The sequence below is a fragment of the Variovorax sp. P4_B11 genome, assembly GCF_056402355.1.
In genome coordinates, this window is record NZ_JBFUHO010000031.1 from 39,536 (window position 1) to 52,520 (window position 12,985).

A 12,985-nucleotide genomic window follows, 5' to 3' on the forward strand; every position below is an offset into this window, starting at 1 on the left:
TTATCCATGCATGCTGAGGCCGCCCGAAACGCTGATCGTCTGGCCGGTGATGAAGGCGGCGTCGTCGCTGGCCAGGAAGGCCACGAGACCGGGGTAGTCGTCGGGCACGCCGATGCGGCCGAGCGGCACGCCCCGCACCATCGCGTCGCGGATTTTCTGTCCCTGCTCACCGGTGCCGACGAAGGCGTCCATGGCGGGGGTGTCGGTCGGGCCCGGGCACACCGTGTTGACCGTGACGTTGCTGCGCGCGACCTCGCGCGCCAGGGCCTTGGCGAAGGCGATGGTCGCGCCCTTGCAGCCTGAGTAGACGACCTCGCCGGTCGAGCCGACGCGGCCGGCGTCCGATGCGATGTTGACCACGCGGCCGCTCTTGCGCGCGGCCATTCCCTTGGCGACAGCGTGCGTCATGTGCAGCGGCCCGAACCAGTTGATCGCGGTGACCTTTTTCCAGAAGGCCTCATCGGTCTTCAGGAACGGCATGGGCGTGTCCCAGCCCGCGTTGTTGACGAGGATGTCGGTGCCCGCGCCAGCCTGGCTCTCGAAGCTCGCCACGGCGTCGGTGACCGCGGCGTAGTCGGTGATGTCGCAGGTCACCGCGACGGCCTTGCCATCCGCGGCCTCGATCGCCTTGACGGTCTCGGCGGCGCCGGCCGGATTGATGTCGAACACGCCGACGATCGCGCCTTCGGCGCCGAGCCGCAGCGCGATCGCCCGGCCGATGCCGCTGCCGGCGCCGGTCACGATCGCGTTCTTGCCTTTCAGTCCTCGCATGAGATGTCTCCAGTTGAAATAGGGAAAATGAAATCGGTCGCGCTGCGCACTCAAGCGCCCGCGCGCCCGATGATCGCAACCGCGCTCACGTTCTGGTGCGGATGGCCGCCCAGGTTCTGCGTCAGGCCGCGGTCGACGTTCTTGATCTGCCGCTCGCCCGCGCGGCCGTGGATCTGCTGGTAGACCTCGTAGACCATGCGCAGCCCCGATGCCCCGATCGGATGGCCGAAGCATTTCAGGCCGCCATCGGGCACGATCGGCAGCGCGCCGTCGAGATCGAACAGGCCATCGAGCACGTCATGTATGACACGGCCGGGCGCGCTGAAGCCGAGGTCCTCCATCAGCACCGCCTCGGTGATCGAGAAGCAGTCGTGCACCTCCGCCAGCTGGATCTGGCTGCGTGGATCGTGGATGCCGGCGGCGCGGTAGGCACGCTCGGCGGCTGTCTTGGCGGTCGCGATGTTCGCGCCGTCCCAGTTGTTGAAGCTCGCCTCCTCGCCATTGCTGACGGAGATCTCGAGCGCCTTGATCGTCACGATCTCGGCGTTCGCCTTGAGTGCGCGGGCGATCTCCGGGGTCGTCACGATCGCGCAGGCCGCGCCGTCGCTGACGCCGCTGCAGTCGTACAGGCCGAGCGGCGCGGCGATGGTCATGGCCTTGAGCACGTCTTCTTCGGTGATCTTGTTGCGCAGGTGCGCTTTCGGGTTCAGCGCCGCATTCGCATGGCTCTTGACCGAGATGTGTGCCATGGCCCGGCGCAGATCCGCCATGGCGACGCCATGCTTGGCGGCGTAGGCCGAGGCGAGCTGGGCGAAAGCGCCGGGAGCCGTCGAGTTGGGCAGCCACAGGTCGTTGGCGACGCCGCGTGTGCGCGCCGGCAGGCCGCCGTAGCCGGTGTCCTTGAGCTTCTCGACGCCGAGCGCGAGCACGATGTCATAGGCGCCGGCCGCCACGGCGTAGGCCGCACCGCGCAGCGCCTCGGTGCCGGTGGCGCAGGCGTTCTCGACCCGGGTCGCGGCGATGCGCGGCAGCCGCAGTGCCTGGGCGAGCGGCCCGGCCGTCTTGCCGACGTTGTTCTCCTCCAGGCAGACGCCGAACCAGGCGGCCTCGATCTGGCCGGCCTCGATGCCTGCATCGGCCACGGCCTCGTTGAAGGCCTCGAGCATGAGGTCCTCCGGGCCGCAGTCCCAGCGCTCGCCGAAGCGTGTGCAGCCCATGCCGATGATGGCGACCTTGTCGCGTATGCCGCTGGCCATTACGTGCTCTCCGTGTGGGGGGTGGCGCTGCCGGCACGTGTCGGCGTCGCCTTCCAGAAATAGCGCCGAAAGCCGCGAAGGTGGTCAAACTCCTTCACCCGGTAGACCATGCGCAGCGGCAGGCCGACCGCGAGCTCGCCCACGTCGGTGTCGGTGAATTCCATCAGCACGCGGCCGCCGCCCTCGAAATCGATGTGGCCGAACTGGAACGGCGGGTCGGGCGTATAGCCGAGGAAGTCCGTGGTGTGCGACATCACGCGGGCCGGAACATCGGCCAGACTGGTGGGCTGCTGCGTGTCCTGCGCCCGGCAGGCCGGGTTGACGCAGATCCGGGAACGCGGGAACTGCACCGTGCCGCAGCGCTCGCAACGCCCGCCTTCGAAGCGTTCGGTGCGTGCATGGTCGCGCCAGGCGGCGGTGAGCGCGGTCTTGTTGTCCATCTCGGCGCGCATGCCCCAGGCGAGCTCGAGCTGGCCGGTGAACGACAGGTATTTCAGGTAGCTCGTCTCGGCCTTGCCGGCATCCGGTGGGTCGCCCGGGCAGGGGGCGGTGGTGCGCTTGAGCAGCAGCACGTCGCAGCCGCTGCCGAAGGCTGCGACCAGGATCAGCGCGCCGGGCGCCGCCGCGCGCAACGCGATGTCGAGCATGGCCAGCGGCTGCGCGCAGCCGAGGTCGCCGACCGTGTCGGACGCGGTGGCCACGAGCGCCGCCGGCGCGATGCCGACCCGCTTCGCCACGGCCTCGTTGATCCGCGCGATCGGTGCCGGCAGCACGAAGTGGCTCACGTCCGCGGCGCTGACGCCGGCGTCCGCCAGGCATTGCCTGATGGAGTCGGCCGCCAGCTTCATGTAGCCCTCGTCGCGCACCCAGCGTTCTTCCCAGCCGTAGTCATAGGCAACGCCTGCCTGGCGGAAGTGATCGACCAGGTCGGCCCGCAGGCTGCGCGCGGCGATGAAGGTGGCGATCGGCCGGCCGCTGCCGACCGATGCGGCCGCGGCGCCGTCGCCGAAGATCAGTTCCTGCGGGCTGGCCGGCTTCGCGCTGCGTCGCTCCGAGGCGACGATGATGCGGGTGGCGCCCGGCGCCGGATGCCGCAGGCTGGCGGCCAGTTCGGTGAGCGCTGCCCGTGCGCTCGAAGCGACGTCGCGCACGACCGCGTCGGCGCCGAGGCCGACTGCGGCGGCGACCATGCCGGCGTTGAGCCGGTCGGCGAACGGGAGGGTGGTGGAGGCGAGCGTGAGTTCCGTCGGCACGGGTGCGGGCGCGGCGGCGAGCAGCGCGCGGGCGGCCTCGACCGCCATCGTCACCGCGTCCTCGTCCCAGTTCGCCATGGCCCGCCGGCCCTTGGCCAGCGACTTGAGGCCGGGTGCCATCCACCGGTGCTGGGCGGCCACTTCGCTGCGCTCCAGGCGCAGGCGGGGCACGTAGCGGATGGTGGCCAGCAGGCCGAACGCGGTGTCGGATTCGTTCATGGATTTGCGCTTTGCCGCTGGCGGCCGCTGTACATCATCATGTGGTGCATGGTACGCTAGTGCACGATAATTTTGCAAGTCGCAAAGTTGGGGTTGAGCAGGGGTTTACCCTCGACGGCGGCACTCAAGGAGACATCAATTGAGCACACTTCTGGCAGGCAAGGTGGCGTTGGTCACGGGTGGGGGCCGCGGCCTCGGGCGAGGCATCGCGTTGGCAATGGCCCAAGCAGGCGCCAAGGTGGTCGTCAACGATCTCGGCGCTTCGCTCGATGGCCGGTCGGACAACGAGCAGCCGGCCAATGAGGTCGTCGCGGCCATCAAGGCCATGGGAGGCGAGGCCATCGCCGACGGCGGCTCGGTGGCGCAATGGGGTGCGGCCAACAAGATGGTCGAAGCGGCGGTCGATGCCTTCGGCCGCATCGACATCGTGGTGAACAACGCCGGCATCCTGCGCGATGTCATGTTCCACCGCATGAGCGAGGCGGAATTCGACCAGGTGCTGGCGGTGCATTTGAAGGGATGCTTCAATGTCAGCCGGGCGGCGGCCACGCATTTCAAGCAGCAGGGCAGCGGCGCTTATGTGCACATGACATCCACCTCGGGACTGATCGGCAACTTCGGACAGGCCAACTACAGCGCGGCCAAGCTCGGGATCGTGGGGCTGTCGAAGTCGATCGCGCTCGACATGCAGAAATTCGGCGTCCGCTCCAACGCCGTGGCGCCGTTCGCATGGACGCGCATGATCGACTCGATCCCGAGCGAGACGCCCGAGCAGAAAAAGCGGATGGAAGGCCTCAAGAAGCTGGTGCCCGAGAAGATCGCCCCCTTCGTGGTCGGCCTCTGTGCCGACGCGGCGAGCGATGTCACGGGGCAGATCTTCGGCGTGCGCAACAACGAGATCTACCTGTTCAGCCAGCCGCGCCCGATCCGCAGCGCCCACTGTGGCGAGGGCTGGACGCCGGAGGGCGTCGTCGAAACCGCGCTGCCGATGCTGCGCGCCAGCTTCTTTCCGCTCGATCGCTCGGGTGATGTGTTCACCTGGGACCCCGTCTGACAACCGCCAAGGAGACCCGCATGTCCGCACAACGCAAAGTCATCATCACCTGCGCCGTGACCGGTGCCATCCACACGCCCTCGATGTCGCCGTACCTGCCGATCACGGCGCAGGAAATCGCGGACGCCGCGGTCGGCGCCGTCGAGGCGGGCGCGGCCATCATCCACCTGCATGCCCGCGACCCGGTCACCGGCAAGCCGGACCAGCGGCCCGAGGCCTTCGTGCCGTTCCTGAAGGACATCAAGGCGCGCTCGGACGCGGTCATCAACCTCACGACCGGCGGCTCGCCCTACATGACGGTGCACGAGCGCATGCAGCCGGCCAAGGTGCTCAAGCCCGAGGTGGCCTCCATGAACATGGGCACGATGAACTTCGGCCTGTTCCCGATGCTGCAGCGCTTCAAGGAGTTCAAGTTCGACTGGGAGCGTCCCTACCTCGAAGGCAGCAAGGACCTGATCTTCCGCAACACCTATGGCGACCTGGAAACCGTGCTGACGGAGCTCTCGGTCAACGACACCCGCTATGAGTTCGAGTGCTACGACACCTCGCACCTGTACAACCTGGCGCACTTCGTCGACCGCGGCCTGGTCAAGGCGCCCTTCTTCGTGCAGACGGTGTTCGGCATCCTCGGCGGCATCGGCAGCCATCCCGACGACGTGATGCACATGAAGCGCACGGCGGACCGGCTCTTCGGCGGCGACTACCGCTGGTCGGTGCTGGGGGCCGGGCGCAGCCAGATGCCGATCGCGGCGATGTCGGCGTCGATGGGGGGCAACGTGCGCGTCGGGCTGGAGGACAGTCTCTGGATCGGCGCCGGCAAGCTGGCCGAATCGAATGCCCAGCAGGTGCGCAAGGCACGGGAGATCATCGAAGGGCTGGGGCTGGCCGTCGCAACGCCCGCCGAGGCGCGCGAGATCCTCCAGCTCAAGGGCAAGGACGCGGTCGCCTTCTAGGGCAGCCGCTGTCGCCTTGCGGACGACACGCCCTCAAAGTCCGTTGCTAGAATGTACACATCATTACAGTAATGGGTCCGCCGTCCAACCGGCGGGCGGCGCAACATGGCAACCGACCCACATTCGATCGATTGGGAGCTCCGGCTCGGTTTTCTGATTCATGACGTCTCGCGCCTGCGGCGCAGCGCCTTCGACCGCTGCCTCAAGCCCCTGAACGTCACGCGGTCGCAGTGGTGGGTGCTGGCCTACCTCTCGCGCGAAGACGGCATGACGCAGTCGCAACTCGCCGAAGAGCTCGACCTCGGCAAGGTGGCCGTCGGCGGCCTGATCGACCGCCTCCAGAAATCCGGGCTGGTGCGGCGCGACGCCGATGCCAGCGACCGGCGCGTGAACCGGGTTTTTCTCGAACCCAAGAGCAAGCAGCTGATTGCACGCATGCGCAAGGTGAGCCATCGGCTCAACGAACAGATCCTCGATGGCCTGCCCGACCCGAAGCTCGAGGCCGCGGCGACCACGCTCGACGCCATGAAGCGCAACCTCCTGACCTACCTTCAGGCCACCGAGAACTAAGGCGCCGATGGCGCCGTCGGCGCCGCGTTGCAGCCGATGCCAGAGATGCCGCGGAACCGGCTTTGCCGGGCCGCTGGCATCGCCCCCGGTCGGGGGTGGGCGCCTCGACACGAAGTGCGAGGCAACCTGGGGGCGAGCCAAGCATCTACTCGCTTTCCCGGGGGTCGGCGGGCTTGCGATCAATGGTCATCCCACGTATCGTACGGTAGTGAACTAAATTCGCCACCTCGGAGATACAGGCATGACTGACAAGGCATTCGACCCCGTCGCCCACGGCCGCGCGATGCGCGAAGCCGGCTTCTGGCTGGACCGGACCATCGACGAATTTCTGGTGGAGGCGATCCGCCTGGCACCTGACAAGCCGGCGCTCATCGCCTACCGCGCCGACCGCACCGAACCGAAGCGCATCTCCTATGCGGAGCTGGGCGACCAGGTGGCACGCGCTGCCGGCGCGTTGCGCGCGATGGGCGTGGGCGCCGGCGACATCGTCGCTGTGCAGGTGCCGAACTGGTGGGAGTTCGTGGTCGTCTCGCTGGCCTGCGGGCGCATTGGCGCGGTGGTCAATCCGCTGATGCCGATTTTCCGCGAACGCGAACTCGAATTCATGCTCGGCTTTGCCGAGGCGAAGGTGCTGATCGTGCCAGCCGTGTTCCGCGGCTTCGACCATGCCGGGATGGCCGAGGGCCTGAGGCAGCGGCTGCCGAAGCTGCAGCATGTGCTGGTCGTCGACGGTACCGGCGACAACGGCTTCGATCGCGTGCTGCTGGAGGGAAGCGCGCGGGTCGAGGCCTCGGCCGACCCGAGAGCGGGCGCGCTTCGGCCGGACGACCTCGCGGTGATGATGTTCACCTCGGGCACCACCGGTTCGCCCAAGGGCGTGATGCACACCTGCAACACGCTCGTGGCCTGCGGCCGCGCCTTGTCCGGCCGCTTCGGCCTCACGCGCGACGACGTGCTGCTGGGCTGCTCGCCGCTCGGCCACATGACGGGCTACGCCGCGATCATGATGCAGGGCATCTACCTGGGCTCGACCGTGGTGCTCCAGGATATCTGGGACGGCAAGCGCGGCGTCACGATCATGGCGGCCGAAGGTGTCACCTACACCGCGGCTTCCTCGCCCTTTCTCGCCGACATCTGCGACGCGGTGGTCCATGGCGCACCGCGCCCCGACAAGCTGCGCAACTTCCTGTGCGGCGGGGCGCCGATTCCGCCGGTGCTGATCCAGCGCGCGGACAAGGAACTCGGCCTCAAGGTCTGTTCCCTCTGGGGCATGACCGAGTCGCTCTCCAGTGCGCTCACTGAACCTTCGCGCGCGGCCGAGAAGTCGTCGCAGACCGACGGTCGGGCGCTCGATGGCGTCGGCCTGCGCATCGTCGACTTCGACGGCAAGCCGCTGCCCAGCGGCCAGACCGGTCGCCTCATGGTGCGCGGCGCGCAGATGTCGCTGGGCTACTACAAGCGCCCCGACATTCCCACCTACGACGCTGAAGGCTGGTTCGACACCGGCGACCTCGCCTACATGGACGACGAAGGGTACATCCGCATCAACGGCCGTACCAAGGACGTACTGATCCGCGGCGGCGAGAACGTGCCGGTGGTCGAGATCGAGGCACTGCTCTACAAGCATCCGGCGGTGGCGATGGCGGCCATCGTCGGCTACCCGGACGCCCGGTTGGGCGAGCGCGCCTGTGCTTTCGTCGAGTTGCGCCCCGGCCAGGCGTTCGATCTCCCGGCGCTGCAGGCCTACATGGAAGAGTGCAAGGTCGCCAAGCAGTACTGGCCAGAGCGTGTCGTGGTCGTCGACGCGGTGCCGCGCACCCCCAGCGGCAAGATCCAGAAGTTCCTTCTGAAGGAGCGCGCGAAGGCCTTCGCCGACGCGCCGGCGCAGGCCGCCTGACGCGCCGCAGCAAGCGAACGGCGCCGCCGACGCACGGGTAAGCACTGATAAATGCATACCTTACAGTAGCGTATTATCTCGTCGCGCGGCCAGTGTGGCCGCCCTGCCTGCGCTCCGACCGGAGCGCTTCTTCATCGACCGGATTCAACGCATGGACATGGCGGCATCCACCTCGGCCCTGGCAGTCACCGCGACGCAACCCGTCGCGGCCGGTCGCCGGGCGGCCGGCGTCTCGCTGGCGGTCGAGGGCGTCGATCTGCGCTTCGGCGGCATCCATGCGCTGCGCGGCGTGTCGTTCGAGGCGGCGCCGGGCGAGATCACCGCGGTGATCGGCCCCAACGGCGCGGGCAAGACCAGCGTCTTCAACACGATTTCGGGTTTCTACCGGCCGGCGGCGGGCCGCATCGTCCTGGACGGCCAGGACATCACCGCCGTGCCAGTCCATCGCCGTGCGGGCCGCGGGCTGGCGCGCACCTTTCAGAATATTGCACTGTTCCATGGACTCAGCGTGCTGGAGAACATCAAGCTCGGTGGCCACCACACGATGCACGCCGGGCTGTTGCCGAGCATGCTGCACACCCGTGGCGCCCGCGACGAGGAACTCGCCCTGCGCGACGAGGTGGAGCGTCGCGTGATCGACTTCCTGCAGATCGACCACCTGCGCCACCGCCCGGTGGAGGCGCTTTCGTACGGCTTGCAGAAGCGGGTCGAGTTGGCACGCGCGCTCGCGATGCGCCCACGCGTGCTGATGCTCGATGAGCCGGTGGCCGGCATGAACCGCGAGGAAACCGAGGACATGGCGCGCTTCATCCTCGACGTGCAGGAGGAGTGGGGCGTGACCGTGCTGCTGGTCGAACACGACATGGGCATGGTGATGGACATCTCCAGCCACGTCGTGGTGCTCAATTTCGGCCAGGTGATCGCCAGCGGCACGCCGCTGCAGGTCCGCAGTCATCCGGAGGTCATCCAGGCCTACCTCGGCGCCGACGAGGAGATCGCGCCATGACGATGACCGGCTGGTACGAGTTCATCGAGTTCAGCACCATCGGCCTGCTGTCCGGCGGCGTGCTGGCCCTGATCGCGCTGAGCTTCGTGCTGGTCTACAAGGGCACGGGGGTGGTGAACTTCGCGGTCGGCGAGGTGATGATGCTCGGCGCCTATCTCTACTATGCGGCGCACGTCACCTTCGAGCTGGGTCCCTTGCCTTCGCTGGCGATCGCGCTTTGCGCCATCACGCTGCTGGCGATCTTCTTCGAGCGGCTGGTGCTGCGCCCGCTGTCGGGGCAATCGGCGGTCTCGGTGTTGATGGCGACCATCGGCATGGCGAGCATCGTCCACGGCGTGGTCGAGGCGGTTTGGGGCGGCGACACCTTCACCGTGCCGCCGCTGCTGCCGCGCATGCCGCTCGGCTTCGGCGATGTGCTCATTCCGGGCACCGCCATCGGCAATTTCGTGCTGGCCGCGGCGCTGATCGCCGGCTTCATGGCCTTCTTCCGCTATTCCAAGACAGGCATCGCCTTGCGTGCGACGGCCAGCGATCCGGTGACGGCGGCGACGATGGGCATCGACATCCGTCATGCGCAGCGGCTCACCTGGATTCTCTCGGGGCTGGTCGGCACGGTGGCGGGTGTGCTGATCGCCTCGTCGGCGAACCTGTCGCCGCTGCTTGCATCGACGGCCTTCGCCGCCTTCGCGGTGATCATCCTCGGCGGCCTGGACAGCATCGTCGGTGCCATCGTCGCCAGCCTGATCATCGGCTGGCTCGACGCCACCACCGCCGGCTACCTCGGCGGCAAGGCGCGCGACCTGGTGCCCTACGTGGTGGTGCTCGCGATCCTGGTGGTTCGTCCACACGGCATGTTCGGCACCCGTAGCATCGAAAGGCTCTAGACCATGCGCACCGGCGTCTTCCACGAGTCCCATCGTTCCGAGGAGCAACTGTGGGATTCGCCGACCGCGCGGCGCTGGATGGCCGGCTTTCTCGTCGCGCTGCTCGCGCTGCCGTTCTACGGCAGCGACTACGTGCTCGCGATGGCCTGCATCGTCGGCATCCACATCGTCGCCACGCTCGGCCTCAACGTGACCACCGGCAGCACCGGGCAGATCTCGCTGGCGCATGCGGCCTTTCTCGGCGTGGGCTGCTACACGGTCGCCTGGCTGGCGAAGCACGGCGTGCCGTTCTACTTCGCGCTGCCGGCCGCCGGGCTGGTGGCCGCGGCGCTGGGCATCGTCGTCGGCCTGCCGAGCCTGCGGGTGAAGGGCATCTACCTGGCGATCGCGACCCTGGCCGCGCACTTCATCCTGACCTTCATGTTTCGCGAATGGGATGCGGTGACGGGTGGCGTGCCGGGCACCTCGATCCCGCGTGCGAGTCTCTTCGGCTTCGAGCTGATCGGTGACCGGCGCAACTTCTATCTCATCTTCGGCTGCGTGCTGCTGATGGCGCTCGCGGCGCGCAACCTGCAGCGTAGCTACATCGGCCGCGCCTTCATCGCGGTGCGCGACCGTGACATCTCGGCCGAGATCCTCGGCGTGAGCCTGCTGCGCACCAAGCTGCTGGCCTTCGCGCTCGGCGCTTTCTATGCCGGTGTCGCGGGTGGACTGCTCGGCTACTTCTACGGCAACATCACGCCGGAGTACTTCACGATCACGCTGGCGATCTACTACCTCGCGGCGATCATCGTCGGCGGCGCCACGGTACTTGGGAGCATCCTCGGCGCCATCTTCATGACCTTCGTGCCCGAGGTGCTGCGGCTGGTCGCGCATGCCAGCGCCGGCTGGCTGCCGGGCATCGCCGGTCTTCTGTTGCCGATGGGGCAGGTCGTCTTCGGCGTTCTGATCATCGGTTTCCTGGTGCTGGAACCCCACGGGCTGTCGGCCATCTGGTCGCGCGTGCGGCGGATCTTTCATCTCTGGCCATTCATCACCTGATTCGCAACACGACAAAAGAGGAGACCGACATGACCGATTCCCAAAAGCCCGACGCGCTTCGTCGCAAGCTCATCCAGGCCGCGGGCAGCGCGGCGGCGATCGGGCCGCTGGCCTTCCAGCCGGTATCAGCCCAGGCGCAGAAGGGCGACATCGTGATCGCGGCCTCGCAGCCGATCACCGGCATCTTCGCCTTCGCGGGCACCGCGATGAACAACGGCCTGAACGACTTCGTTCTGTGGAAGAACGCCAACGGCGGCGTGGCCGGGCGCAAGCTGCGCTATGTTTCCGAAGACAGCGGCTTCAAGCTCGACCAGGGCGTGGCCATCTTCAAGAAGCTGATGGCGGCCGAGAAGCCGACCTTCTTTTACGGCGACAGCACCCAATGGGCCAAGGCCGTCGCGCAGGACGCGATCGCCGCGGGCACCATCATGACCTCGTCGACTTCGCTGGCGAGTTCGATGGCCGATCCCGTCCATATGCCGCAGCACTTCGTGCCGGGGCCGATCTACGGCTCGATGCATGAAATCCTGATGGAATACATCGCCAAGACCTGGAGCAAGTCGGACAAGCCGAAGATCGCCTACGTCTACGCCGACACCGAATTCGGCAGCGACGGCATCCCGGCGGGCAAGGCGCGCGCGGCCAAGCTGGGGTTGCCGATCGTGGCGGAGATCGTGACCAAGCAGTCGGGCATCGACGTCGGCCCCGAGGTCTCGAAGCTGCGCCGCGCCCGGCCAGACATCGTGATCTTCCAGGGCTACATCCTCACGCCCATGCCCGAGTTCGTGCGCCAGATGCGCGAGGCGGGCCTGCAGAGCCAGGTGATGGGCACCGCCTGGGGCCTGGACCGTCCGGCTTACGACGCGCTCGGCCAGATGGGCGAATCGCTCGGCGGTGTCAGCCCGTACCGCTACGGCCACGAGACCGATTCGACGATGATCAATGCGATGCGCGATTTCGCGGCCAAGAATCGGCCCGACATGAAGAACATTTCGCCTTTCTACATCAGCTCCTGGCTGTCGGGCATGGTCTTCGCCGAGATCGCCGAGCGCTGCATCAAGGCCAACAAGCCGCTGACGCTGCCCAACATGAAGGCCGCGCTGGAGTCGATGAAGGATTGGGATTCGGGCGGCATCTTCGGCACCTTGGTCGACTTCAGCAAGCACCAGGCACCGGTGGGTCGCCTCTACCAGTACGACCTGAAGACCAAGACCATGGAGCCGGCAAGCGGATGGCTGAAGGTCTGACATCGACCGCCGCCGCCACGCCGGCGCTGGCAATCTCGAGCATCGAGGTGGTCTACAACCACACGGTGCAGGCCCTGCGCGGGCTCTCGATCGAGGTCCCGGATGGCAAGGTGGTGGCGCTGCTGGGCTCCAATGGGGCGGGCAAGACCACCACGCTGAAGGCGGCCTCGGGCATCCTGGGGCTGGAGAACGGCCGGGTGGCCAGCGGCCAGGTTCTTTTCTTCGGCGAGGACATCGACCGCTGGGCGCCGCACGTGCTGCCGCGTCGCGGCATGGCGCATGTGCGCGAGGGCCGGCACGTGTTCGCGGAACTGACAGTCGACGAGAACCTCATCGCGGCGGGTAACGCGCTCAAGGGCCGCGCGGGCAGGGCGATCGACATCGAGTCGGTGTTCGAATACTTTCCACGCCTGAAGGAGCGCCGCAAGCAGCTCTCGGGCTACCTGTCGGGCGGCGAGCAGCAGATGCTGGCCATCGCTCGCGCGCTGGTCGGACAGCCGCGCCTGATCCTGCTGGACGAGCCTTCGCTCGGATTGGCGCCGCTGGTGGTCAAGGACATCTTCTCGATCATCCAGCGCATCAACCGCGAGCAGGGCGTGGCGATGCTCCTGGTCGAGCAGAACGCGCGCGTGGCGCTCGGGGTGGCCGACTACGGCTACATCATGGAAAACGGCCGCATCGTCATCAACGGCCCCAAGGAAACGCTGCTCGGCGATGCCGATGTGCAGCGCTTCTACCTCGGCAGCGGCGACCATGGCGAGGGCCAGGTCAGCTTCCGGGACGTCAAGCACTACAAGCGGCGCAAGCGCTGGCTGTCATGAACCACCCCCGTAG

Annotated in this window: 12 protein-coding genes; 9 read left to right on the plus strand and 3 right to left on the minus strand. The window is 67.5% G+C overall.

Annotation, left to right across the window (positions count from 1 at the left end):
• Genes AC1DYD_RS24445 through AC1DYD_RS24455 form a run of 3 tightly spaced genes read right to left on the minus strand, consistent with a single transcriptional unit; the run spans nt 1 to nt 3,499 of the window.
• Nucleotides 1-771: a glucose 1-dehydrogenase gene (locus AC1DYD_RS24445; RefSeq protein WP_478175346.1), complete on the minus strand. Its 771-nt coding sequence runs from the start codon at nt 769-771 to the stop codon at nt 1-3.
• A gap of 50 nt (nt 772-821) precedes the next feature.
• Nucleotides 822-2,027, minus strand: coding sequence for an acetyl-CoA acetyltransferase (locus tag AC1DYD_RS24450; protein ID WP_478175347.1), 1,206 nt, complete (start codon nt 2,025-2,027; stop codon nt 822-824).
• Nucleotides 2,027-3,499 (minus strand): 3-oxoacyl-[acyl-carrier-protein] synthase III C-terminal domain-containing protein, encoded by a 1,473-nt coding sequence (locus tag AC1DYD_RS24455; protein ID WP_478175348.1) that lies wholly within the window; start codon nt 3,497-3,499, stop codon nt 2,027-2,029. The genes AC1DYD_RS24450 and AC1DYD_RS24455 overlap by 1 nt, the downstream gene beginning before the upstream one ends.
• Before the next feature lie 139 nt (nt 3,500-3,638).
• Between AC1DYD_RS24455 and AC1DYD_RS24460 the strand changes: the two genes are divergently transcribed.
• The 9 genes from AC1DYD_RS24460 to AC1DYD_RS24500 all read left to right on the plus strand — a co-directional run bounded on the left by AC1DYD_RS24460 (nt 3,639) and on the right by AC1DYD_RS24500 (nt 12,972).
• Complete coding sequence (locus AC1DYD_RS24460; RefSeq protein WP_478175349.1) at nt 3,639-4,553, plus strand: SDR family NAD(P)-dependent oxidoreductase; 915 nt, start codon at nt 3,639-3,641, stop codon at nt 4,551-4,553.
• A 20-nt stretch (nt 4,554-4,573) separates the two neighbouring features.
• Nucleotides 4,574-5,506, plus strand: coding sequence for a 3,5-dioxohexanoate:acetyl-CoA acetone transferase (kce, locus tag AC1DYD_RS24465; RefSeq protein ID WP_478175350.1), 933 nt, complete (start codon nt 4,574-4,576; stop codon nt 5,504-5,506).
• 105 nt (nt 5,507-5,611) lie between these two features.
• Nucleotides 5,612-6,076: a MarR family winged helix-turn-helix transcriptional regulator gene (locus tag AC1DYD_RS24470; protein WP_478175351.1), complete on the plus strand. Its 465-nt coding sequence runs from the start codon at nt 5,612-5,614 to the stop codon at nt 6,074-6,076.
• 241 nt (nt 6,077-6,317) lie between these two features.
• Nucleotides 6,318-7,973: an AMP-binding protein gene (locus AC1DYD_RS24475; RefSeq protein WP_478175352.1), complete on the plus strand. Its 1,656-nt coding sequence runs from the start codon at nt 6,318-6,320 to the stop codon at nt 7,971-7,973.
• A 151-nt stretch (nt 7,974-8,124) separates the two neighbouring features.
• Complete coding sequence (locus tag AC1DYD_RS24480; protein WP_478175353.1) at nt 8,125-8,979, plus strand: ABC transporter ATP-binding protein; 855 nt, start codon at nt 8,125-8,127, stop codon at nt 8,977-8,979.
• Nucleotides 8,976-9,863, plus strand: coding sequence for a branched-chain amino acid ABC transporter permease (locus tag AC1DYD_RS24485; protein WP_478175354.1), 888 nt, complete (start codon nt 8,976-8,978; stop codon nt 9,861-9,863). The genes AC1DYD_RS24480 and AC1DYD_RS24485 overlap by 4 nt, the downstream gene beginning before the upstream one ends.
• 3 nt (nt 9,864-9,866) lie before the next feature.
• A complete protein-coding gene (locus tag AC1DYD_RS24490; protein WP_478175355.1) occupies nt 9,867-10,904 on the plus strand; it encodes a branched-chain amino acid ABC transporter permease in 1,038 nt (345 codons plus the stop codon).
• Between the two features lie 29 nt (nt 10,905-10,933).
• Entirely contained in the window at nt 10,934-12,151 is a 1,218-nt protein-coding gene (locus AC1DYD_RS24495) for an ABC transporter substrate-binding protein (protein ID WP_478175356.1), read from the plus strand.
• Nucleotides 12,136-12,972: an ABC transporter ATP-binding protein gene (locus AC1DYD_RS24500; RefSeq protein WP_478175357.1), complete on the plus strand. Its 837-nt coding sequence runs from the start codon at nt 12,136-12,138 to the stop codon at nt 12,970-12,972. Before AC1DYD_RS24495 ends, AC1DYD_RS24500 begins: the two co-directional genes overlap by 16 nt.
• The last annotated feature ends 13 nt before the right edge of the window (nt 12,973-12,985 follow it).